This is a genomic window from Rhizobacter sp. P2_D12 (assembly GCF_056404395.1).
This window is the reverse complement of sequence record NZ_JBFUEB010000029.1, coordinates 20,596-43,744: the sequence shown is the minus strand read 5'-3', so window position 1 is coordinate 43,744 and position 23,149 is coordinate 20,596. Positions and strand designations below refer to the sequence as shown.

Genomic DNA, 23,149 nt, shown 5'->3' with positions numbered 1-23,149 from the left:
CGGATTGTCCGTGCAATGGCCGGGCCGGCGGCGGCCTCGGATAATGCAGGCCATGACCCCCACCGGCGATGGCGACAAGTTTTTCGAGCGGCTCACGCGCAGCCTGGACGACGGCAGCTTCGTCAAGCTGGTGCTGGCCAAGTACCGCGGCCCCGAGCCGGACCTGCAGCGCGCCAGCGTGCGCCGCATCCGCGTGCGCGACGAAGAGATGCTCAGCTTCGTCTACACCCACCGCACGCGCGACGTGACGAAGAACATGCCGCTGGCCGAGGGCCTGCAGAGCCTGCACGAGCGGGCGCTCGAGCTGTTCGGCCACCTGCACCTGCAGACCCGCGGCGAGGACGTGCAGCTGATGGTGAGCAAGAAGGGCCAGCAGACGCTGCGTGTCGCCGCGGTCGAGCGCGAGGCCGACGAGGCCGGCGCGCACGACCGCGAGAAGCACCGCTTCGTCGACCTGGCCAGGCCTTTCCTGACCGATCTCGGCGTCACCACGCCACAGCACCAGCTGGTGCCGGCGATGGCGCGCAAGTGGAAGCAGATCAACAAGTTCGTCGAGGTGCTGGACAGCGCGCTGAAGGCCTCGCCGCTGCGCGACGCGAAAGGCGTGCGGGTGCTCGACTTCGGCGCCGGCAAAGGCTACCTCACGTTCGCGATGCACGACTACCTGCAGGCCTCGCGCGGCATGGACGCGCAGGTCACCGGCGTCGAGCTGCGCGAGGACATGGTGCGGCTGTGCAATGCCGCGGCGCAGCGCAATCGCATGGCCGGCCTGAGCTTCCGCCATGGCGACGTGCGCACGCATGCGCGCGAGCCGGTCGACGTGATGATCGCGCTGCATGCCTGCGACATCGCGACCGACTACGCGATCGACATGGGCATCCGCTCGGGCGCGTCCATCATCATGTGCTCGCCGTGCTGCCACAAGCAGATCCGCCCGCAGTTGCTGAGCCCGCACCCGCTGCGGCCGATCCTGCAGCATGGCATCCACCTCGGGCAGGAGGCCGAGATGCTGACCGACGGCCTGCGCGCACTGCTGCTCGAATCGCAGGGCTACGACACGCAGGTGTTCGAGTTCGTCGCGCTGGAGCACACCAGCAAGAACAAGATGATCCTCGCGGTGAAGCGCGCGCAGCCCAGGCCGGTGGACGAGGTGCTGGCGCAGATCCGCGAGATCAAGGCGTTCTACGGCATCCGCGAGCACTGCCTCGAGACGCTGCTCGCGGCGGCTTGATCATCCGGCCAGGATCAGGTCGGCGGCCTTCTCCGCGATCATGATCGTCGGCGCATTCGTGTTGCCGCCGATCAGTGTCGGCATCACCGAGGCGTCGACGACGCGCAGCCCCTGCAGCCCGTGCACGCGCAGCGACGGGTCGACCACGGCCATCGGGTCGGTGCCCATCCTGCAGGTGCCGCTCGGGTGGTAGATCGTGTCGGCGCGGTTGCGGATCACGTCGCGGATCTGGTGGTCGCCCTCGACGCCGCGCGTGAACAGGTCGCGCGTGACCCGCGACGCGATCGCCGGCGCCTTCAGCAGCCGTTGCGTCAGCTTCCAGCCCTCGAGCAGCACCTCGAGGTCGTCGGGATCGTCGAAGTACTTCGGGTCGATGCGCGGTGCGTCGCGCACGTCGCCGCTTTCCACCAGCGCCGTGCCGCGGCTGCGCGGGCGCAGCAGGCAGACGTGGCAGGTCAGGCCGTGACGCAGGTGCAGCTTGCGCGCATGGTCGTCGACCACCGCGATGACGAAGTGCAGCTGCACGTCGGGTGCCGGCGAATCGGGCGACACGCGCAGGAAGCCGCCGCCCTCGGCGAAGTTGCTGGTCAAGAGGCCGGTGCGCTCGCGCCGGTAGCGCATGAACTCACGCAGCGTGTTCCAGCTGCCGGCCGGCGAGAAACCGAACAGCGCGGTGTCCGGCACGCGGTAGCCGAATGCGAAGTCGACGTGGTCCTGCAGGTTGTGGCCGACGCCGGGCAGGTGGTGCTTCAGGTGGATGCCGGTGCGCTGCAGCTGCGCGCCGTCGCCGACGCCCGACACCTGCAGCAGCTGCGGCGACTGCAGCGCGCCGGCGCACAGGATCACCTCGCGGCGCGCCATCAGCCGTTCGACGTGGCCGCCGCGCGCGATCTCGATGCCGGCCGCACGCTTGCCGTCGAACAGCACGCGCAGCGTCTGTGCCCGGGTGAACACGTGCAGGTTGTCGCGCACGCCCATCACCGGGTGCAGGTAGGCGCGCGCCGCGCTCCAGCGCTCGCCGCGGTGCTGCGTGACCTGGTAGAGGCCGAGGCCGTCCTGCTGCGCGCCGTTGAAGTCGTCGTTGATCGGGAAGCCGGCCTCGCGCGCCGCCTGCAGGAAGATCTGCTGCCATGGATTGGCGCTGCGCAGCTCGCCGACGTGCAGCGGTCCGCCCTGGCCGTGGAAGGCATCGTGCAGGCGCTCGTTGTCCTCGGCCTTGCGGAAGTACGGCAGCACCTCGTCGTAGGACCAGCCGGTGTTGCCGAGCGAAGCCCAATGGTCGTAGTCCCAGCGGTGGCCGCGCGTGTAGATCATCGCGTTGATGGCCGACGAGCCCCCCAGCGCCTTGCCGCGCGGCTGGTAGCCGCGGCGGCCGTGCAAGCCGGGTTGCGGCACGGTCTCGAAGGCCCAGTTGTTGAGCCGGGTCGGCAGCATCGCGACCGCGCCGACCGGCATCTCGAACAGCGTGCCGCGGCCCTCGCCGCCGGCCTCGACCAGGGCCACCGAGTTCGCCGGGTCGGTGCTGAGCCGGTGCGCCAGCACGCAGCCGGCCGAGCCGCCGCCGACGATCAGGAAATCGACCTCGCTCGTCACGCGCTCTCCCTGTGGTGGTGGGGCGCATGCTCGGTGCAGCGCACCGTCGCTGTCAACCGGGCCGCCCCAAGCCGGCCCGCATGCCCTCGGGGGATCGGTCGATGTACCCGTCGACCGAGGAGTCGTCCATGCTTCAGGCGACGGTGGGACCGAACTGCGAGGGCGCCGGCAGGATCAGGTCGTCGATCGACGGCAGCCCGCCCAGCAGCATCGGCGTCCAGTGCTCGGCCGGCGCCGGCGCATGGAACAGGAAGCCCTGGTAGGCATCGACCCCCAGCATCTGCAGGAAGCGCAGCTGCGCGCCGCGCTCGACGCCCTCGGCCACCACCTGCAGGTGCAGGTTGTTGGCCAGCGTGACGATGGAGCGCACGATGCGCTCGCGCCGCGCATTGCCCGGCAGGTCGAGCAGGAAGCTGCGGTCGATCTTCAGCACGTCGATCGGCAGGTCGGCCAGCTTCGACAGCGACGAGTAGCCGGTGCCGAAGTCGTCGATCGAGATCTTGAACGACCACTCGCGCAGCAGCTTCAGCTGGGCCAGCGCGCGGTCGGGCCGCTCGGCCAGGAAGGTCTCGGTGACCTCCAGGTCGAGCGCGCCGACCGGCACGTCGTAGCGGCCGACCGCGGCCAGCACGGTCTCGAACAGGTTGTCGCGGTCCAGGTCGCGCGCCGACAGGTTGACCGCGACGCGCGGCGCGGTCGCGCCGGCCGCCATCCACAGCGCGAGCTGGCGGCACACCTCGTCGAGGATGTAGTCGGTGATGCGCGACACGCAGCCCATCTGCTCGGCCACCGGCACGAACTCGGCCGGCGACACCACGCCCAACCGCGGGCTGTTCCAGCGCACCAGCGCCTCGAAGCCGAGCAACTGGCCGTTCGAGCGCACCTGCGGCTGGTAGACGACGTGCAGCTCGTTGTCGTCGATCGCGCGTTCCAGTGCCGACTCGATCGCGATGCGGCGGCTGACGGCGCGCTCGCTGACGGGCGTGCCGATCTCGTCGGCCGCGGCGCCGCCTTCGCGCGCCAGCTCCATCGCGACGCCGCTGCGGTGCATGACCTCGGCCGCCTGCGCGCTGTCGGTGGGGAACATCGCGGCGCCGATCGCCAGTTCCACCAGCACGTGGCCGCTGCCCAGCTGCAGCTGCAGCGGCAACGCGCGGCGCAGGCGCGCCACCGCCATCGTCGCCTGCGCCGCCGGCACCGGCGGCAGCGCGATGCTGAGCATCGAGCCGCGCGTGCGGGCGAGGTAGCTGTCCTTGCCGCCGGCCTCGCGCAGCGCATTCGCGAACGCGACGATGAACTGGTTGCCCTGCGCCATGCCGAAGCGCGCGTTGACCTGGCGCAGCGAGCCCATGCCGCACGAGACCACCGGGATCACCATGCCGGGCGCCAGCTCGAAGCGCTGGCGCTCCAGCCACTGCGCCATGCCCTCCGGCCGCGGCAGCCCGGTGACGAGGTCGTGCGAGGCCAGGTACTCCGCCTCGGCCTGGCTGCGCACCAGGTCGCGCTGCAGCTCGCGCAGCTCGGTCACGTCCTGCAGGCTGACCGCGAAGTGGCCGTCACCGCACGGGTAGCGGTGCCGCACCAGCAGCCGGCGCGGGGCCTCGGCATCGCCGACCCGCCATTCGGTGCCGGCATCGAAACCGGGGACAGCGCTACCTTCCGGTGCCGCCGACTGCAGCCAACGGCTCAGCGGCTGGCCGTCGACGACTGAGCCTACGAGCTGCGCGAACAGCCGGTTGCCGCGGCGCACGCGGCCGTCGTCGCGGCACACGACCACCGCGGTGCCCTGGTTCTCGAACAGGTTCTCGTACAGGTCCTGCATGCGCTGCGCATGCTGCTGCGAATGCTTGACCGCGCTCAGCACGCGGAACACCGCCAGCGGCAGGCAGAGGTTGAAGAAGGTGAACAGCAGCCCGTGGATGTACATCGGCGAGGTGTCGAGCGTGACGTCGAGGCCGAACAGGTTGGGCATCAGGATGCCGGTGGCGGCCAGCGTGAACGGCACGACGTTCAGCGCCATCAGCGCGACGGCGACCCGGTAGCCGCGCAGCAGCCCGGCGAGCAGCGGCGCCGAGTAGCAGAACACGTAGCCCAGGCGCTGCACCTCGGGGATGCGCACGCAGGTGGCGATCACCAGGCCGGCGGCGTAGACGATCACGATCAGGCCGTTGGCGCTCGCGCGCGGGTGCTGCGTCGACCAGCGGATCGCCGCCAGCAGCGCGACGTAGAACACCACCACGATGACCAGGATGTAGTAGACGCCGCGCTGCAGCCCGAGCCACGAGCTGTGCAGCGCGATCGCCGCCTCGAGCGTGATGCCGCTGAGCAGGACGATGCGCAGCGCGCTCAGCTGAACGCGGCTGTCGGTGTCCTGGGACGGGCGGCCCGGTAACAACAAGAAGGCGTGCAAGGACGCCCAGAGGCGCGCACCCGTCGAGATCAGTCGGCGGAGCATGGGGGTCTGGCGAGGGAGGCTATCCGGCAAAGTTGCTGAGTGTGCCCGGCGCTGGTGCGCAGGGGCCAGTGGCGTGCGTGAACGACTTCACGAGCCGGCGGGCTGTCCTCGGGAAAACCCCTGCATCCAGTGGCGGACGCGATCGGCGGACCGGCCTGCAGCGATGGGTCAGGACGGTGCCGCCGGCCCGATGCCGCGTGCGCGGTCGGCAGCGAACTGCCGCGCGAAGTCGGTGAAGCGTCCGGCGTCCAGCGCTTCGCGCACCTCGCGCATCAGGTTCAGGTAGTAGTGCAGGTTGTGGATGGTGGTCAGCATCGGCCCGAGCATCTCGCCGCAGCGGTCGAGGTGGTGCAGGTAGGCACGGCTGAAGCCGCGGCAGGCGTGGCAGCTGCAGGTCTCGTCGATCGGGCGCTCGTCGGTGCGATAGCGGGCGTTGCGCAGCCGCAGGTCGCCGAAGCGGGTGAACAGGTGGCCGTTGCGCGCGTTGCGGGTGGGCATCACGCAGTCGAACATGTCGACGCCGGCGGCCACGCCTTCGACCAGGTCTTCCGGCGTGCCCACGCCCATCAGGTAGCGCGGCTTGTGCGCCGGCAGCCGGTGCGGCGTGTGGGCCATGATGCGCTGCATCTCGGGCTTGGGCTCGCCGACGCTGACGCCGCCGATCGCGTAGCCGGGCAGGTCGAGCTCGACCAGCGACGCGAGCGACTCCTCGCGCAGGTTCTCGAACATGCCGCCCTGCACGATGCCGAACAGCGCGTTCGGGTTCTCGTTGCGCTGGAACTCGGCCAGGCAACGCCGTGCCCAGCGCAGGCTCAGTTCCATCGAGCTGCGCGCCTCGGCCTCGGTGGTCAGGTGGCCCTTGCTCTCGTAGGGCGTGCACTCGTCGAACTGCATCACGATGTCGCTGTTCAGCGCGTGCTGGATCTGCATGCTGGTCTCGGGCGTCAGGAACAGCTTGTCGCCGTTGACCGGGGACGCGAAGCGCACGCCTTCCTCGCTGATCTTGCGCATGTCGCCCAGCGACCAGACCTGGAAGCCGCCGCTGTCGGTCAGGATCGGCTTCGTCCAGCCCTCGAAGCGGTGCAACCCGCCGAACTGGCGCAGGATGTCGACGCCCGGGCGCAGCCACAGGTGGAAGGTGTTGCCGAGGATGATCTGCGCGCCCATCGCTTCGAGCGAGGCCGGCATCACGCCCTTGACGGTGCCGTAGGTGCCCACCGGCATGAAGATCGGGGTTTCGACGACGCCGTGGTTCAGCGTCAGGCGGCCGCGGCGCGCATGGCCTTCGGTCTTGAGGAGGTCAAACTGGAGCATCGGGCGATTGTCCCGCAAGCGCTGCGCTGCGGCGTTCCAGCAGCATCGCATCCCCATAGCTGAAGAAGCGGTAGCCCTGCGCGATCGCGTGCGCGTACAGCGCCTTCACGTGTTCGTACCCGGCGAACGCGCTGACCAGCATCAGCAGCGTGCTCTTGGGCAGGTGGAAGTTGGTGACCAGCACGTCGACCACGCGGAAGCCGAAGCCCGGCGTGATGAAGATGTCGGTGTCGCGGCTGCCGGCCTGCAGCGTGCCGCCGAGCGCGGCCGACTCCAGCGCGCGCAGCGTGGTGGTGCCGACCGAGACGACCCGGCCGCCGCTCGCGTGCGTGCGGGCGATCGCGTCGACCGTGGCCGGCGGCACCTCGAACCATTCGCTGTGCATCGTGTGCTTGGCGATGTCTTCGCTGCGCACCGGCTGGAAGGTGCCGGCGCCGACGTGCAGCGTGACGCTTGCGCTGCCGATGCCGCGCGCGCGCAGCGCGGCCAGCACCGCCTCGTCGAAGTGCAGCGCCGCGGTGGGCGCGGCGGCGGCACCCGGCCGGGCGGCGAACACCGTCTGGTAGCGGCGCTCGTCGTCGGCATCGTCGGCATGCGTGATGTAGGGCGGCAGCGGCACGTGGCCGTGCTGCTCGAGCAGCGCCAGCGGCTCGTCCGGGAAGCGCAGGTGGAACAGGCTGCCGTCGGGGCCGCCGCGGCTCAGCACCTCGGCGTCGAAGGCGTCGGCGAAGCGCACGCGCTGGCCGGCTTTGGGCGACTTGCTGGCGCGCAGGTGCATCAGCACTTCATGGCCCGGCAGCAGGCGCTCGACCAGGGCCTCCACGGCGCCACCGCTGGCCTTCACGCCATGCAGCCGGGCCTTGATCACGCGGGTGTCGTTGAAGACCAGCAGGTCGCCCGGCTGCAGCAGCGCAGGCAAGTCGCGGAAGATGCGGTCGGCCGGCGGATCGCCGCGGCCGTCGAGCAGCCGCGAGGCGCTGCGCTCGGCGGCGGGATGCTGGGCAATCAGTTCCGGGGGGAGGGCGAAGTCGAAGTCGCTGAGGGTGAACGCGCGGGAAGCGGTGGACATGGCATGCAGGCTGGACCGGCCTGGCGAAGATCGGCAAGGCCGGATTGTTTCACGCGGCAGAATCCGCGCATGCCCGGTCCCGCTGCCTCGTCCCCCGCTCCGTCCGCCGCCGAGAAGTCTGCGCCGCAGAAGGCGATGGAAAAGCTGGGCCTGGTGCGCGACATCGACCTCGCGCTGCACCTGCCGCTGCGCTACGAAGACGAGACGCGCATCACGCCGATCGCATCGCTGCGCGATGGCGACAGCGCGCAGGTCGAAGGCATCGTGCGCGAGTGCGAGATCCAGTTCCGCCCGCGGCGGCAGCTGGTCGTCAAGCTGGACGACGGCAGTGACGCGCTGTGGCTGCGCTTCCTGAACTTCTATCCCAATCACCAGAAGACGCTCGCCGTCGGCCGGCGCGTGCGCGTGCGCGGGGAGGCCCGCGGCGGCTTCTTCGGGCTGGAGATGGTGCACCCCAGCTTCAAGGGCGTCGACGAGGACACCCCGCTGGCGCAGGCCCTGACGCCGGTCTACCCGACCAGCGCGACGCTGCCGCAGGCCTACCTGCGCAAGGCGGTGGCCTCGGGGGTGCAGCGCGCCGACCTGTCCGAGATCGTGCCGGCCGCGCTGTTGCCGCCCGGCCTGATGAGCCTGCGCGATGCGCTGCGCTTCCTGCACCACCCGAGCCCCGACGCCAGCCTGGCGACGCTGGAGGACCACAGCCACCCGGCGTGGCAGCGGCTGAAGTTCGAGGAGCTGCTCGCGCAGCAGCTGTCGCAGCTGCAGGCCAAGCAGGAGCGGGCCCTGCAGCAGGCGCCGCGCTTCACGGTGCGGGCCGGCGGCCTGCAGGAGAAGCTGCTCGCTGCACTGCCGTTCGCGCTGACGGCGGCGCAGCGTCGCGTGGTCGAGGAGATCGCGACCGACCTGCAGCGCGCGGTGCCGATGCACCGGCTGCTGCAGGGGGACGTGGGCTCCGGCAAGACGGTGGTGGCGGCGCTGGCTGCGGCGGTGGTGATGAACGAGGGTTGGCAGTGCGCGCTGATGGCACCGACCGAGATCCTGGCCGAACAGCACTTCCGCAAGCTGGTCGGCTGGCTCGAGCCGCTGGGCGTGCAGGTGGCCTGGCTCACCGGCAGCCGCAAGGGCAAGGGGCGGCGCGAGATGCTGGCGCGCGTGGCCTCCGGCGAGGCCGGGCTGGTGGTCGGCACGCATGCGGTGATCCAGGGCGAGGTCGAATTCTCGAAGCTGGGCCTGGCGATCATCGACGAGCAGCACCGCTTCGGCGTCGCGCAGCGGCTGGCGTTGCGCGCCAAGCTGCAGCAGGGGGCGCTGGAACCGCACCTGCTGATGATGAGTGCGACGCCGATCCCGCGCACGCTGGCGATGACGGTGTTCGCCGACCTGGACGTCAGCACCATCGACGAGCTGCCGCCCGGGCGCACGCCGATCGTCACCAAGGTGTTCAGCGACGCACGGCGCGACAACGTGATCCTGACCATCGCCGACGAAGTGGCGCGCGGCCGGCAGGTCTACTGGGTGTGCCCGTTGATCGAGGAATCGGAGACGCTGGACCTGCAGAACGCGACCGCGACGCACCAGCAGCTGTGCGAGGCGTTGCCGGACCACCTGGTCGGGCTGCTGCACGGGCGCATGCCGGCGGCCGAGAAGGCGGCGGTGATGGCGCTGTTCACCGCCGGGGAGATGAAGGTGCTGGTCAGCACGACGGTGATCGAGGTCGGCGTCGACGTGCCGAACGCATCGCTGATGGTGATCGAGCATGCGGAACGCTTCGGGCTCAGCCAGCTGCACCAGCTGCGCGGGCGGGTCGGGCGCGGCTCTGTGGCGAGCGTCTGCGTGCTGATCTACACGCCGCCGCTGTCGCCCACCGGCAAGGACCGGCTGAAGGCGATGGCCGAGACCAACGACGGCTTCGAGATCGCGCGCCGCGACCTGGAGATCCGCGGGCCCGGCGAGTTCCTCGGCGCTCGGCAGTCGGGCGCGCCGCTGCTGCGCTTTGCCGACCTCGCGCTGGACGAGGCCCTGGTGCACCGTGCCCGCGCCGTCGCGACGACGCTGCTCGACAAGCACCCGCGCATCGCCGAGCAGCACGTGCTGCGCTGGCTGGGCGGCAAGGCCGAGTACCTGAAGGCCTGAGCCTGCGGCCATCCCCCTAGTTTCCACTGTCCTGCCCCGCGAGGGTGCGCGATAGCATCCACGACGTTCAAGCGTCAAACCACCGGAGGGAACGATGAATCTGATCCAGCGCGTTCAAGACATCCTGCTCAAGCCCAAGGAGACCTGGCCGGTGATCGACGGCGAGGCCGAGACGCCTGCGTCGCTGTACCAGCGCTACGTGATGATCCTTGCCGCGATCCCGGTGCTGGCCGCCTTCATCGGGCTGTCGGTGGTGGGCATCAGCGGTTTCGGCGCCAGCATCCGCGTGCCCTTCGTGTCGGGGCTCACGCACATGGTGGTGAGCTACGTGCTGGGGCTGGCGATGGTGTTCGTGCTGGCGCTGATCGTCGATGCGCTGGCGCCGACCTTCGGCGGGCGCAAGAGCCAGATCGCCGCAATGAAGGTGGTGGCCTACTCGTTCACCGCGGCCTGGGTCGGCGGCATCTTCAGCCTGCTGCCTTCGCTCAGCGTGCTGGGCCTGCTGGCGTCGCTGTATTCGATCTACCTGCTGTACACGGGCCTGCCGGTGCTGATGCAGGCGCCGCGCGAGAAGGCGGCGGCCTACACGGCGGTGGTGATCCTGTGCTCGATCGTGTTGATGCTGGTGCTGGCGGCGCTGTCGGCGGCCGTGCTGCCGACGCGCGGCATGTTCGGCGGCTGGGGCGGTTCGCAGGGCAACGCGGTGACGATCAAGACGCCGGACGGCGAGGTGAAGATCGACACCGCGAAGATGGACGAGCTGACGAAGAAGATGGAAGAGGCGGGCAAGCGCATGGAAGAGGCGCAGAAGTCGGGCGACCCGGCCGCCACCGCGAAGGCGATGGGCGAGGCGATGGGCGCCTTGACCGGCGCCAACGGCCAGCCGATCGCGCCGGCCGACCTGAAGGCGCTGCTGCCGGAGGCGATCGGCGAGCTCAAGCGCGAGTCGATCGAGTCGCAGGGCGGGCAGGCCATCGGCATCGCCAGTTCCAGCGCCAAAGCCTCGTACGCGGCCGGCGACAAGCGCATCGAGCTGTCGGTCACCGACCTGGGTGGGACGGCCGGGCTGGCCGCGCTGGCCGGCTGGGCCAACATGACGATGGACAAGGAGACCGCGGAGCAGGTCGAGAAGGTCTACAAGCAGGGCCCGCGCACGGTGCGCGAGGAGTTTCGCAAGGACGGCAGCCGCGGCGAGATGACGGTGCTGCTGGCCAATGGCGTGATCGTCGAGGCCAAGGGCCAGCAGGTGGATGCGGCGACGCTGAAGAAGGCGCTCGACGGCCTGGCGCTGGACAAGATCGAGGCCATCAAGCGCCCCGCCAAGGCGTAGCCCGCATGCCGATGCGGGGATCGTCGCTCACGACCCGAAGTGGATCTGGTACCGCGCGCCGTCCGAGAACTGGCAGGCCCCCGTCCCGATGCCCGGCCCGGTGATCAGGTACTCGCACTGCGCGTTGACGCCCTTCGCGCCGTACGCGTTGGCAATGCCGCGGCGGCCGCTGAAGTTGCGCTGGTTGATGCCCAGCACCTCGTTGTAGATGCGGCCGAAGGCGGCATAGCTGGCATCGACGCGCGTGCTCTCGCCCTGCAGCGTGTCGCCCAGGTAGGCCAGCGTGAAGCTGCCGCGCCCGGCGTTGTTGTCGACCACCACGGCCGTCAGCAGGCCGCCCTTGTTGGCCTGCTGGTTCAGCGGATACAGGCGTGCGTTCAGCACCGTCGGCTGCGGCGGGCCGGCCGGTGCGGGCGGGGTCACGACGGTGACGGGGGCCGGCGCGGGGCCGTCGCCGCGCGCGTCGCGGTTGATGGGGTAGCCCTGGCCGGTGCGCGGGTCGATCGGCACCACGTAGCAGGCACTGAGGGACGCGGCGGCCACGGTGGCGCCCAGCAGGGCGCGTGAACGCGAGGGTCTCATACGGTCTTTCGCTGCGCGGCACATGCCGCGGGCCGCAGGATCGACGTGCCGCGGCACGGCGGCAAGCGCCCGGCACACAGGTATCGCAGGGCGATCCCGGCGGGCGCATGACGCGCGACCGGGTGTCGGATATTCTTCCGGGCTGGGCCAGAGCGGGATGCCATGACACTCACCGAGTTGCGCTATATCGTCGCGGTCGCACGCGAGAAACACTTCGGGCGCGCGGCCGAAGCCTGCTTCGTGTCGCAGCCCACGCTCAGCGTCGCGATCAAGAAGCTGGAAGAGGAACTCGACGTCAAGCTGTTCGAGCGCGGCTCCAACGAGGTCAGCGCGACCCCGCTCGGCGAGGAGATCGTGCGCCAGGCCCAGTCGGTGATCGACCAGGCCGCCGGCATCAAGGAGATCGCCAAGCGCGGCAAGGATCCGGTGTCGGGCCCGCTGCGCGTCGGCGTGATCTACACCATCGGCCCCTACCTGTTGCCCGACCTGGTGAAGCAGGCGATCGACCGCGTGCCGCAGATGCCGCTGGTGCTGCAGGAGAACTTCACCGCGCGCCTGCTCGACATGCTGCGCACCGGCGAGCTCGACTGCGCCATCATGGCCGAGCCCTTCCCCGACACAGGCCTCGCGGTGGCGCCGCTGTACGACGAGCCGTTCATGGTGGCGGTGCCGAAGGACCACGCGCTGGCCAAGCGCAAGCGCATCACCGCCGAGGAACTGAAGCAGGAGACCATGCTGCTGCTTGGCACCGGCCACTGCTTCCGCGACCACGTGCTCGAGGTCTGCCCCGAGTACGCGCGCTTCTCGAGCGATGCCGAGGGCATCCGCAAGAGCTTCGAGGGCTCGTCGCTCGAGACCATCAAGTACATGGTGGCGTCCGGCATGGGCATCACCGTGGTGCCGCAGCTGAGCGTGCCGAAGGACCAGCAGCCGCACGTGCGCTACGTGCCGTTCAGTCCGCCGGTGCCGACGCGCCGCGTGGTGCTGGCCTGGCGCCGCACCTTCACGCGCTACGAGGCGATCGCCGCACTGCGCAACGCGATCTACGCCTGTCCGCTGGAAGGCGTCATCAGGGTCTCGTGAGGGGCCTTTGAACCCTGACTAGACTCGAACCAGAATCCCGACTCGTGAATCCTCCCGGAGAACCCCAGATGGCCAAGAAGACCAAGACCCCGTCACCTGCAGCACCCGCGGCACCGGCCGCCGGCAGCCTCGGCATCCACATCGGCATCAGCGACAAGGACCGCGCCGCCATCGCCGGTGGCCTGAGCCGCCTGCTGGCCGACACCTACACGCTGTACCTGACGACGCACAACTTCCACTGGAACGTCACCGGGCCGATGTTCAACACGCTGCACCTGATGTTCATGACGCAGTACACCGAGCTGTGGGCCGCGGTCGACCCGATCGCCGAGCGCATCCGCTCGCTGGGCCACCCCGCACCCGGCTCCTACGGGCAGTTCGGTGCGCTGGCCTCGATCAAGGACGCGCCGGCCACGCCGCCGAAGGCGCTCGACATGGTGCGCATCCTGGTGCAGGGCCACGAGGCCGTGGCACGCACCGCGCGCAGCCTGTTTCCGCTGGCCGACAAGGCCGGAGACGAACCGACCGCCGACCTGCTGACGCAGCGCCTGACGGTGCATGAACAGACTGCGTGGATGCTGCGCAGCCTGCTCGAAGAGTGAACGCCTTGAGCCCGGTGCGCCCGGTGCGCGCGGCCATCGTCACCTTCGACGGCTTCAACGAGCTCGACTCGTTCATCGCGCTCGGCATGCTGAACCGGTTGCGTGCCGACGGTTGGACGGCCGAGATTGCCGGGCCGAGCCAGCGGCTCACGTCGATGAACGGCGTGACGATCGAGACGCAGCAGCCGCTGGAGTTCGCGAACGAGGCCGACATCGTGCTGTTCGGCAGCGGCATCTACACGCGGGCGATCGCCGAGAACAGCGCGCTGCTCGACCGGCTGCAGCTCGACCCGCTGCGCCAGCTGATCGGCGCGCAGTGCTCGGGCACCTTGCTGCTGGCGCGGCTGGGGCTGCTGGCCGACATGCCGGCCTGCACCGACCTGACGACCAAGCCGTGGGTGGTGGAGGCGGGCGTGCGCGTGGTGGACGCGCCGTTCCACGCGCGCGGGCCGATCGCGACGGCCGGCGGCTGCCTGGCGTCGCAATACCTGGCGACGTGGGCGATGCTGCGGCGCGCGGGCGTCGAGAGCACCGCGAAGGCGCTGCACTACGTGGCGCCGGTCGGCGAGAAGGAGGCTTACGTCGACAAGCTGATCGGCACGGTGCGGGCGTTCATTCCGCCCGACGAATTGCTGCTGTAAACCCGGATGCCAATCCGGGTCGGTGCCTCCGGTCAATGCGGCGCCGGCACCGACCAGCGCTTCTGCACTTCCCCGGCCGCGTTGACGCTCTCCAGGTGCACGCCGAAGCCCCACAGCCGGGCCGCATGCTTCAGCACCTCTTGTGCGCCGTCGTGCAGCGGGCGGTCGTTGTGCTGCGCATGCCGCAGCGTCAGCGAGCGGTCGCCGCGCAGGTTCACGCTCCAGACCTGGATGTTCGGTTCGCGGCTGCCCAGGTCGTATTGGTGCGACAAGGCCTCGCGCACGCGCCGGTAGCCGCTCTCGTCATGGATGGCCGCGACTTCCAGGTCCTTTTCCTTCTCGTCGTCGACGATCGAGAACAGCCGGAACTCGCGCATCAGGTTCGGCGACAGGTACTGGCCGATGAAGCTCTCGTCCTTGAAATTGCGCATCGCATGGTCGATCGACTGCAGCCAGTCGGCACCGGCCAGGTCGGGGAACCAGCGTCGGTCTTCCTCGGTCGGGTTCTGGCAGATGCGCTTGATGTCGGTGTACATCGCGAAACCCAGCGCGTACGGGTTGATGCCGCTGTAACCGCGGTCGCCGACGCGCGGCTGGTACACCACGTTGGTGTGCGACTTCAGCCACTCGATCATCATGCCGTCGCTCAGGTGGCCGTCGTCGTACATGGTGTTCAGCAGGTGGTGGTGCCAGAACGTGGCCCAGCCTTCGTTCATCACCTGCGTCTGGCGCTGCGGGTAGAAATACTGCGCGACCTTGCGCACGATGCGCACGATCTCGCGCTGCCACGGCTCCAGCAGCGGCGCGTGCTTCTCGATGAAGTACAGCAGGTTCTCCTGCGGCTCCTCCGGGAAGCGCCGGGTCTCGGCCTCCTCGAGGGCGGCCTTGTCGGCCTTGCGCGGCAGCGTGCGCCACATCTCGTTGATCTGGCGCTGCGCGTAGGCCTCGCGGTCCTTCGCGTCGGCCAGCTCCTGCGCCAGCGACTTGCGGCTCGGGCGGCGGTAGCGGTCGACACCGTGGTTCATCAGCGCGTGGCAGCTGTCGAGGAAGTTCTCGACCGCGTCGAGGCCATGGCGCTCCTCGCACTCGGTGACGTAGTTCTTCGCATAGACCAGGTAGTCGATGATCGACGACGCATCGGTCCACATGCGGAACAGGTAGTTGCCCTTGAAGAAGCTGTTGTGGCCGTAGGCGGCGTGGGCGATCACCAGCGCCTGCATCGCCATCGTGTTCTCCTCCATCAGGTAGCTGATGCAGGGGTCGGAGTTGATGACGATCTCGTAGGCCAGGCCCATGTGCCCGCGCCGGTAGTTCTTCTCGGTCGCGATGAACTCCTTGCCGTAGCTCCAGTGGCGGTAGTTCACCGGCATGCCGACCGACGCGTAGGCGTCCATCATCTGCTCGGCGGTGATGATCTCGAGCTGGTTCGGGTAGGTGTCCAGGCCGAAGCGCGCCGCGGTCGCCTTGATGATCTCGTGGTACTGCTCGATCAGCTCGAACGACCAGTCGGTGGGCGAGGGCAGCGGGTCGCGGGCGCGCGGCGGCGCCGCCAGGTCGGCGGCACGGCGTCTCGGGGCTTCGATCATTTGTCGCGTGCGCCTTTCGGCGCCCCAGGGTGGTGTGACGTGGAGGTTCATGTGGGAGCACCCTCCTTCTTGAAGAGGTCGCGGAACACCGGATAGATCTGCGAGGCCTCGGTCACCTTGCGGATCGCGAAAGCCTTGGCGTCGGCGGCGAGCGTGGAGTACTCGTCCCACAGGTTCTGTTCTTCCTCGGCCACCTGCACGTAGGCGAAGTAGCGGCACAGCGGCAGGATGTTGTTGGCCAGCAGCTCGCGGCAGCGACCGCTGTCGTGGTGCCAGTTGTCGCCGTCGCTGGCCTGCGCGCCGTAGATGTTCCACTCGGCGGTGGGGTAGCGGGCGCGCGCGATCTCTTCCATCAGCACCAGCGCGCTCGACACCACGGTGCCGCCGGTCTCGGTGGAATGGAAGAAATTCTGCTCGTCCACTTCCTGCGCCTGCGTGTGGTGGCGGATGAAGACGATGTCGATCTTCTCGTAGTGCCGCGTCAGGAACAGGTACAGCAGGATGAAGAAGCGCTTGGCCAGGTCCTTGCGCGCCTCGTCCATCGAGCCGGACACGTCCATCAGGCAGAACATCACCGCCTTCGAGGTCGGCACCGGCACGCGAACGCGGCTGCGGTAGCGCAGGTCGATCGGGTCGAGGTAGGGGATGCGCTTCAGGCGGGCCCGCAGCGCCTCGATCTCGAGTTCGAGCGGCGGGATCTCGTGCGCGAACGGGTTCGGATGCGGGTGGCGCTTGAGCAGCGCGAGCTGCTCTTCGAGCTCGGCCAGGTCGCGCCTCGACTGCGAGCCGAGCGCAATGCGCCGCCCGATCGCACCGCGCATCGAGCGCACCACGTGCAGGTTGTTCGGCGTGCCGTCGCTGCTGTAGCCGGCGCGGTGGGTCTTGAACTCGGGTGTCTCGGCCAGCGTGGTGCGCGCGAGGTTGGGCAGGGCCAGGTCGTCGAAGAAGACCTGCATGAACTCTTCCTTGCTGAGGTGGAAGACGAAGTCGTCGTCCCCCTCGCCGGAATCGCTGGCCTGCCCGCCGCCGCCGCCGCCCCCGCCGCCTTTCGGCCGTTCGATGCGGTCGCCGCGCACGTAGTCCTGGTTGCCCGGGTGGACCATCTCGCGCTTGCCGCCCTGGCCGTGGCCGAACACCGGCTCCGCGATGTCGCGCTTCGGGATGTGGATGTCCTCGCCCTGCGCGATGTCGCGGATGCCGCGCCCATCGACCGCGCGCTTCACCGCCTCGCGGATCTGGTCCTTGTGGCGGCGCAGGAAACGCTCGCGGTTGCCGATGGACTTGTTCTTGCCCGCCAGCCGCCGGTCGATGATCTGCTGGAGCATGTCGGCCTTTCGCGGTCAGGAGCTCTTGCGCACGCGCAGGTACCACTCGCAGAGCAGGCGCACCTGCTTCGACGTGTAGCCCTTCGCGACCATCCGCGTGACGAAGTCCTCGTGCTTCTTCGCCTCGTCGGCGCTCGCCTTGGCATTGAAGCTGATCACCGGCAGCAGCTCCTCGGTGTTCGAGAACATCTTCTTCTCGATCACCGTGCGCAGCTTCTCGTAGCTGGTCCAGACCGGGTTGTTGCCGGCGTTGTTGGCCCGCGCCCGCAGCACGAAGTTGACGATCTCGTTGCGGAAGTCCTTCGGGTTCGCGATGCCGGCCGGCTTCTCGATCTTCTCGAGTTCGGCGTTCAGCGAGCCGCGGTCGAACACCTCGCCGGTGTCGGTGTCGCGGTATTCGTGGTCCTGGATCCAGTAGTCGGCGWAGGTGACGTAGCGGTCGAAGATGTTCTGGCCGTACTCGCTGTAGCTTTCGAGGTACGCGGTCTGGATCTCCTTGCCGATGAACTCGGCATAGCGCACCGCCAGATGCTCCTTGATGAAGGCCAGGTACTTCTGCTCCAGCTCGGCCGGGAACTGTTCGCGCTCGATCTGCTGCTCGAGCACGTACATCAGGTGCACCGGGTTGGCGGCGACCTCGGTGCTGTCGAAGTTGAACACCTTGCTGAGGATCTTGAACGCGAAGCGCGTCGAGATGCCGCTCATGCCCTCGTCGACGCCGGCGTAGTCGCGGTACTCCTGGAAGCTCTTGGCGCGCGGGTCGGTGTCCTTCAGGTTCTCGCCGTCATAGACCAGCATCTTGGAGTAGAGGCTGCTGTTCTCGGGCTCCTTCAGCCGCGTGAGGATCGCGAACTGCGACATCATCTTCAGCGTGCCGGGCGCGCAGGTGGCCTGGGCCAGCGACGAGCCGCGCAGCAGCTTCTCGTAGATCTTCACTTCCTCGCTGACGCGCAGGCAGTACGGCACCTTGACGATGTAGATGCGGTCGAGGAAGGCCTCGTTGTTCTTGTTGTTGCGGAAGGCCTTCCATTCGCTCTCGTTGCTGTGCGCGAGCACCACGCCGTCGAACGGGATCGCGCCGAAGCCTTCGGTGCCCTTGTAGTTGCCTTCCTGCGTGGCGGTCAGCAAGGGGTGCAGCACCTTGATCGGCGCCTTGAACATCTCGACGAACTCGAGCAGGCCCTGGTTGGCCAGGCACAGGCCGCCGGAGTAGCTGTAGGCGTCCGGATCGTCCTGCGCATAGGTCTCGAGCTTGCGGATGTCGACCTTGCCCACCAGCGACGAGATGTCCTGGTTGTTCTCGTCGCCCGGCTCGGTCTTGGCGATGCCGACCTGCTTGAGCACCGACGGGAAGCGCTTGACGATGCGGAACTTGCGGATGTCGCCGCCGAACTCGTCGAGCCGCTTGACGGCCCACGGCGACAGGATGCGCTGCAGGTAGCGGCGCGGGATGCCGTATTCCTTCTCGAGGATGGGGCCGTCCTCGATCGCGTCGAACAGGCCCAGCGGCGATTCATTCACCGGCGAACCCTTGATCGCGTAGAACGGCACCTCCTGCATCAGCGACTTCAGCCGCTCGGCGATCGACGACTTGCCGCCGCCCACCGGGCCGAGCAGATACAGGATCTGCTTCTTTTCCTCCAGCCCCTGCGCGGCGTGCCGGAAATAGGACACCACCTGCTCGATGGAGTCTTCCATGCCGTAGAACTCGGCGAAGGCCGGGTAGATCTTGATCACCTTGTTCGCGAACAGACGCGACAGCCGCGGGTCGTTGCGCGTGTCGATGGTCTGGGGGTCCCCGATCGCCTTGAGCATGCGCTCGGCGGCGGTGGCGTAGGCCACGGGGTTGCGCTTGCATTCGGCGAGGTACTCTTCGAGCGAGAGTTCCTCTTCACGCGTGCGCTCGAAGCGTGCGGCGAAATGGCTGATCACATCCATGCTGACCTCCTAAGGCATCGGGATGGCGACAGCGAAGGGGCCACCTTCTCTGTCATCCGGGGAAGTTCTGATGAAGTCCCGGTAGCAGGGCTCCATCAGAGCTTTCCTTGTGGGTCAGCTCATGTCGTGGTTCAAGCTTGCGGCATTTCGGGGTCGGGGATGTCCTGAGAAGTGGAGAAATAAGACCGCTGTTCGGGGCTTGCCTGTACCGACGGTGTACAGCAAATAGTGTGCCCCTGTCTGTTGCTGCGTGTCACCACCTGCATGAGGTGATGCCTCCTGGCCGTGATGATGCATGCAATGAGGGGCGTGCGGCGACGGAAGTTCCTCATGGAATGTTCGGTCAACCGGAGGCGGCGTGGCATGGGTCAGGTGCTGGTGAGCCCGAGCTTGTCGAGCAACCCATTCAACTCCTCCAGCGAGCCGAAGGCAATGGCGACTTCGCCTTGTTCGCCGCGCTTGGTGCGTTTCTTGACGCGAATCTCGACCTGTGCCGTGAGGGCGTCGGAGAGTTGCTCCTCGATGCGGGCCAGGTCGCGCGGCTTCTCCTTCGGCACGCGCAGCAGCGGCTGCTGGCGCGACGAGCCCATCTTCGCGACCAGCTTCTCGGCCTCGCGCACGCTGAGCTTCTTCGCGACGATCTCGCCGGCCCCGAGGATCTGGTGTGCGCCGTCGAGCGACAGCAGCGCACGCGCATGGCCCATGTCGAGGTCGCCGCTCATCAGCATCTGCTGCACCGGCTCGGCCAGGTTCAGCAGGCGCAGCAGGTTGCTGGTGGCGCTGCGCGAGCGGCCGACGGCCTGCGCGGCCTGCTCGTGGGTCAGGTGGAATTCGTTGACGAGGCGGGTGATGCCCTGTGCCTCTTCGAGCGGGTTCAGGTCTTCGCGCTGGATGTTCTCGATCAGCGCCATCGCGGCAGCGGCTTCGTCGGGCACCTCGCGCACCAGCACCGGCACCTCGTCGAGGCCGGCCAGCTTGGCGGCGCGCGTGCGGCGTTCGCCGGCGATGATCTCGTAGCGGTTCGGCCCGACCGCGCGCACCAGCACCGGCTGCATGATGCCCTGCGCCTTGATGCTCTCGGCCAGCTCGTACAGCGAGCCCTCGTCCATGCGCGTGCGAGGCTGGTACTTGCCCGGTTGCAGCTGGGCGAGCTTCAGCGTGCGGGGCGTGCCATCGTCGGTGGGAGCGGGGGCGTCGGAGACTTTGGGGCCGAGCAATGCTTCGAGGCCCAGGCCGAGGCCTTTGGGTTTCTTGGTGACCATCGGGGCATTTTCCCCGATCACCCGGGGTGCGCCGCCAGCGACTGCAACATCGCCCGCCCTTCGGCCCATGGACCGAGCCCGGAATCGCTGTTGATGTGGCCGCGCGGGCCGATGTCGACGCGCCGGCTGCCCCAGGCGGTGGCCATGGCGGCCGCGCGTTCGGGGGCGCAGAACGGGTCGTCGCTGCTGACCACGGCGATGCTCGGGAAGGGCAGTGGCTGGCGGACGATCGGCCGCCAGGGCGCGAGCTGCGGCGGCATGTCGGGGCGCTCGATGTCGGGCGGGGCGACCAGCAGGGCGCCCGTCACGCGTGCCGTGTGCCGCGAATGCGCGGCCCAGGCGGCGACGAGCTGGCATCCCAGGCTGTGGGCAGCGAGCAGCGACGGGCGCTCATCCTGCAGCAGCACCTCTTCGAGGCGCGCCAGCCAGTCGCCGCGCTTGGGCCAGGTCCAGTCGTTCTGCTCGACCCGCAGGTCGCCGTGTTCGTCCTCCCAGCGGCTTTGCCAGTGGCCGGGGCCGGAGTTCAGCCAGCCGGGAAGCAGCAGCACCCGCACCCCAGGGGCGGATGGGCGTTGGGTGTTTGTCATGCAGGTGGCTTATCCTCGCGGTCTGTTTGCAACATGAGTGTGGCGGGACGATCCAATGAAGCATCGCGTGTTTGTCGACGGCCAGGAAGGCACGACCGGTCTGCGCATCAACGAGTACCTGGCCGCGCGCAGCGACGTCGAAGTGTTGCGCATCGACGCCGATCGACGCAAGGATGCTGCCGAGCGGGCCCGGCTGCTGAACGAGGCTGACGTCGCGTTCCTGTGCCTGCCGGATGCAGCGGCGCGCGAGGCCGCGGCGCTGGTGACGAACCCGAAGACCTGCCTGATCGATGCCAGCACCGCGCACCGCACGCTGCCGGGCTGGGCCTTCGGCCTGCCGGAACTGGCACCCGACCAGCGCGATCGCATCCGCGCCAGCAAGCGCATCGCGAACCCGGGCTGCCATGCCAGTGCCTTCATCCTGCTGCTGCGCCCGCTGGTGGACGCGGGCTTGGTGCCGGCGTCGCTGGGTGTCAGCGCGACCTCGATCACCGGCTACTCCGGTGGCGGCAAGAAGATGATCGAACAGTACGAGGCCGGTGGCGATGCCCGGCTCGACTCGCCGCGCCCCTATGGGCTGACGCTCGCGCACAAGCACATCCCGGAGATGGTGGCCCACACCGGGCTCACCGTGAAACCGGTGTTTCTGCCGATCGTTGCCAAGTTCTACAAGGGTTTGGCAGTGAGTGTGCCCTTGCACTTGTCGACCCTGGCGAGCGGCGCGAGCGCCGAATCCCTGCACGCCGCGCTGAGCCGGCGCTATGCCGGCGAGCGCTTCATCCGCGTGATGCCGCTGCGCGACGCGCAGACGTTGGAAGAGGGCTTCTTCGACGTGCAGGCCTGCAACGACACCAACCGGGTCGACGTGTTCGTGTTCGCGAACGACGAGCAGGTGCTGCTGATGTCGCGTCTGGACAACCTGGGCAAGGGCGCCAGCGGCGCCGCGGTGCAGTCGATGAACGTGCACCTGGGCGTCGACGAAGGGTTGGGGCTCTAGGCGGGCAGCGGGTCTTTCACCCGCTCGACCATCTCGGCCGCGAATTCGATGAAGGCCTGCGCACCGCGTGAGGCCGGGTCGAACACCACGCCGGGCAGCCCGTAGCTGGGCGCCTCGGCCAGGCGCACGTTGCGCGGGATCACGCTGTTGAACACCTTGTCGCCGAAGTGCGTCTTCAGCTGTTCGCTGACCTGCTGCTGCAGCGTGATGCGCGGATCGAACATCACACGCAGCAGCCCGATCAGCTGCAGGTCGGGGTTCAGGTTGGCGTGCACCTGCTTGATGGTGTTGACCAGGTCCGACAGGCCCTCGAGTGCGAAGTACTCGCACTGCATCGGAACCACCACCCCATGGGCGCTGCACAGGCCGTTCAGCGTCAGCAGGCTCAACGACGGCGGGCAGTCGATCAGCACGAAGTCGTAGTCGCCCGACACCGCCTCGATCGCGGTCTTCAGCCGCTTGTCGCGGCGCTCCAGCTCGACCAGCTCGACCTCGGCACCGGCCAGCTCGCGGTTCGCGCCCAGCACGTCGTAGCCGACCTTCTCGCTGCGCTGGCGCGCCTCGGCGATCGTGGCCGACTCCAGCAGCACGTCGTAGACGCTGAGCGTCAGGGCCCGCTTGTCGATGCCCGAGCCCATGGTCGCATTGCCCTGGGGATCGAGGTCGACGACCAGCACGCGCTGGCCGATCAGCGCCAGGCCGGCGGCCAGGTTGACGGTGGTCGTCGTCTTGCCGACGCCGCCTTTTTGGTTCGCGATGCAGAAGATGCGGGTCATGAAGGGGCGTGCTGGGGAAGAGGGATCGGGGGTCAGTTGCTGCCGAGGCGAATGCCGAAGCCGACCAGGAAGATACCAGCCGCCTTCTGCAACCAGGCGACCAAGCGGCGATGTTGCCGCACTTTGCTCGACACCGAGTTGGCGAAAGCGCACAGCGCGAGGCAGTAGGCGAGGGTGATCAGCGCGATCGTGGCGGCCATCGCGGCAAAGGTGACGGCGCCCCGGTGCGTGGTCGGATTGATGAAGAGCGGGAAGAAGGCCATGTAGAACACGATGGCCTTCGGGTTCAGCAGCGTGATCAGGAAAGCCTGGCGGGCGTACTGGCGGGGTTCGATGCGGATCGGCGGCGCATCGCCCTCCTGGGCCAGCAGCAGGCGCAGGCCGATCCACACCAAGTAGGCGGCACCGCCGTACTGCACGAGCCGGAAGGCTGCCGGATGCGAGGCCAGCAAGGCGGCCACACCGCCGACCGCCAGCCACAGCAGCACCTGGTCGCCGACGATGATCCCGAAGGTCGCCGCCGCGCCGGCGCGAAATCCCCCCTTGGCCGATGAGGTCAACAGGGCCAGCGTGCCGGGGCCGGGCAGCGCCAGGAACAGCAGCACGGCAAGGCAGAACGAGCCGTAGTCGGAAATGCCGAACAGC

Annotated in this window: 19 protein-coding genes; 7 read left to right on the top strand and 12 right to left on the bottom strand. The window is 68.7% G+C overall.

Going from position 1 to position 23,149, the window contains the following annotated elements; translation table 11 throughout:
• Nucleotides 1-52: 52 nt before the first annotated feature.
• The gene (locus AC1DYN_RS12310) at nucleotides 53-1,231 is read left to right on the top strand and encodes a class I SAM-dependent methyltransferase (protein WP_477959796.1); all 1,179 of its coding nucleotides are present in this window, start codon (nucleotides 53-55) and stop codon (nucleotides 1,229-1,231) included.
• On the opposite strand, the gene AC1DYN_RS12305 is transcribed toward AC1DYN_RS12310, so the two are convergent.
• The 4 genes from AC1DYN_RS12305 to queA form a co-directional block, all read right to left on the bottom strand.
• The gene (locus AC1DYN_RS12305) at nucleotides 1,232-2,824 is read right to left on the bottom strand and encodes a GMC family oxidoreductase (RefSeq protein ID WP_477959794.1); all 1,593 of its coding nucleotides are present in this window, start codon (nucleotides 2,822-2,824) and stop codon (nucleotides 1,232-1,234) included. It lies immediately after the preceding gene.
• A 133-nt stretch (nucleotides 2,825-2,957) separates the two neighbouring features.
• Nucleotides 2,958-5,279, bottom strand: coding sequence for a putative bifunctional diguanylate cyclase/phosphodiesterase (locus AC1DYN_RS12300; protein WP_477959792.1), 2,322 nt, complete (start codon nucleotides 5,277-5,279; stop codon nucleotides 2,958-2,960).
• A 168-nt stretch (nucleotides 5,280-5,447) separates the two neighbouring features.
• The gene (gene tgt / locus AC1DYN_RS12295; protein WP_477959790.1) at nucleotides 5,448-6,593 is read right to left on the bottom strand and encodes a tRNA guanosine(34) transglycosylase Tgt; all 1,146 of its coding nucleotides are present in this window, start codon (nucleotides 6,591-6,593) and stop codon (nucleotides 5,448-5,450) included.
• Nucleotides 6,580-7,662 carry a tRNA preQ1(34) S-adenosylmethionine ribosyltransferase-isomerase QueA gene (queA, locus tag AC1DYN_RS12290; RefSeq protein WP_477959788.1) on the bottom strand — a complete coding sequence of 361 codons (1,083 nt, stop codon included), beginning with the start codon at nucleotides 7,660-7,662 and terminating at the stop codon, nucleotides 6,580-6,582. The genes tgt and queA overlap by 14 nt, the downstream gene beginning before the upstream one ends.
• 69 nt (nucleotides 7,663-7,731) lie before the next feature.
• On the opposite strand from queA, the gene recG reads away from it, so the two are divergent.
• Both recG and AC1DYN_RS12280 read left to right on the top strand, forming a co-directional pair.
• Entirely contained in the window at nucleotides 7,732-9,795 is a 2,064-nt protein-coding gene (recG, locus tag AC1DYN_RS12285) for an ATP-dependent DNA helicase RecG (protein ID WP_477959786.1), read from the top strand.
• A gap of 94 nt (nucleotides 9,796-9,889) precedes the next feature.
• Nucleotides 9,890-11,125 (top strand): Yip1 family protein, encoded by a 1,236-nt coding sequence (locus AC1DYN_RS12280; protein WP_477959784.1) that lies wholly within the window; start codon nucleotides 9,890-9,892, stop codon nucleotides 11,123-11,125.
• A 27-nt stretch (nucleotides 11,126-11,152) separates the two neighbouring features.
• On the opposite strand, the gene AC1DYN_RS12275 is transcribed toward AC1DYN_RS12280, so the two are convergent.
• Nucleotides 11,153-11,707 (bottom strand): hypothetical protein, encoded by a 555-nt coding sequence (locus AC1DYN_RS12275; protein ID WP_477959782.1) that lies wholly within the window; start codon nucleotides 11,705-11,707, stop codon nucleotides 11,153-11,155.
• A 162-nt stretch (nucleotides 11,708-11,869) separates the two neighbouring features.
• On the opposite strand from AC1DYN_RS12275, the gene AC1DYN_RS12270 reads away from it, so the two are divergent.
• From AC1DYN_RS12270 to AC1DYN_RS12260, 3 genes are all read left to right on the top strand, one after another.
• Nucleotides 11,870-12,790, top strand: coding sequence for a LysR substrate-binding domain-containing protein (locus AC1DYN_RS12270; RefSeq protein ID WP_477959780.1), 921 nt, complete (start codon nucleotides 11,870-11,872; stop codon nucleotides 12,788-12,790).
• A 68-nt stretch (nucleotides 12,791-12,858) separates the two neighbouring features.
• Nucleotides 12,859-13,392: a Dps family protein gene (locus tag AC1DYN_RS12265; RefSeq protein WP_477959778.1), complete on the top strand. Its 534-nt coding sequence runs from the start codon at nucleotides 12,859-12,861 to the stop codon at nucleotides 13,390-13,392.
• A 23-nt stretch (nucleotides 13,393-13,415) separates the two neighbouring features.
• Complete coding sequence (locus AC1DYN_RS12260) at nucleotides 13,416-14,033, top strand: DJ-1/PfpI family protein (protein ID WP_477959831.1); 618 nt, start codon at nucleotides 13,416-13,418, stop codon at nucleotides 14,031-14,033.
• Between the two features lie 32 nt (nucleotides 14,034-14,065).
• Here AC1DYN_RS12260 and AC1DYN_RS12255 read toward each other — a convergent pair whose 3' ends face one another.
• The 5 genes from AC1DYN_RS12255 to AC1DYN_RS12235 form a co-directional block, all read right to left on the bottom strand.
• Nucleotides 14,066-15,619: a SpoVR family protein gene (locus tag AC1DYN_RS12255; protein WP_477959776.1), complete on the bottom strand. Its 1,554-nt coding sequence runs from the start codon at nucleotides 15,617-15,619 to the stop codon at nucleotides 14,066-14,068.
• 47 nt (nucleotides 15,620-15,666) lie between these two features.
• Nucleotides 15,667-16,944 carry a YeaH/YhbH family protein gene (locus tag AC1DYN_RS12250; protein WP_477959774.1) on the bottom strand — a complete coding sequence of 426 codons (1,278 nt, stop codon included), beginning with the start codon at nucleotides 16,942-16,944 and terminating at the stop codon, nucleotides 15,667-15,669.
• 15 nt (nucleotides 16,945-16,959) lie between these two features.
• Nucleotides 16,960-18,882, bottom strand: a complete 1,923-nt coding sequence (locus AC1DYN_RS12245; RefSeq protein ID WP_477959772.1) for a PrkA family serine protein kinase — start codon at nucleotides 18,880-18,882, stop codon at nucleotides 16,960-16,962.
• Between the two features lie 368 nt (nucleotides 18,883-19,250).
• Nucleotides 19,251-20,144: a ParB/RepB/Spo0J family partition protein gene (locus tag AC1DYN_RS12240; RefSeq protein ID WP_477959770.1), complete on the bottom strand. Its 894-nt coding sequence runs from the start codon at nucleotides 20,142-20,144 to the stop codon at nucleotides 19,251-19,253.
• Nucleotides 20,145-20,161: 17 nt separating this feature from the next.
• Nucleotides 20,162-20,731: an RBBP9/YdeN family alpha/beta hydrolase gene (locus AC1DYN_RS12235; protein ID WP_477959768.1), complete on the bottom strand. Its 570-nt coding sequence runs from the start codon at nucleotides 20,729-20,731 to the stop codon at nucleotides 20,162-20,164.
• 55 nt (nucleotides 20,732-20,786) lie between these two features.
• Between AC1DYN_RS12235 and argC the strand changes: the two genes are divergently transcribed.
• Nucleotides 20,787-21,728, top strand: a complete 942-nt coding sequence (gene argC / locus AC1DYN_RS12230) for an N-acetyl-gamma-glutamyl-phosphate reductase (protein ID WP_477959766.1) — start codon at nucleotides 20,787-20,789, stop codon at nucleotides 21,726-21,728.
• On the opposite strand, the gene AC1DYN_RS12225 is transcribed toward argC, so the two are convergent.
• Complete coding sequence (locus AC1DYN_RS12225; RefSeq protein ID WP_477959764.1) at nucleotides 21,725-22,504, bottom strand: ParA family protein; 780 nt, start codon at nucleotides 22,502-22,504, stop codon at nucleotides 21,725-21,727. The genes argC and AC1DYN_RS12225 overlap by 4 nt on opposite strands.
• Before the next feature lie 32 nt (nucleotides 22,505-22,536).
• A complete protein-coding gene (locus AC1DYN_RS12220; protein ID WP_477959827.1) occupies nucleotides 22,537-23,148 on the bottom strand; it encodes a LysE family transporter in 612 nt (203 codons plus the stop codon).
• Between the last annotated feature and the right edge of the window lies 1 nt (nucleotide 23,149).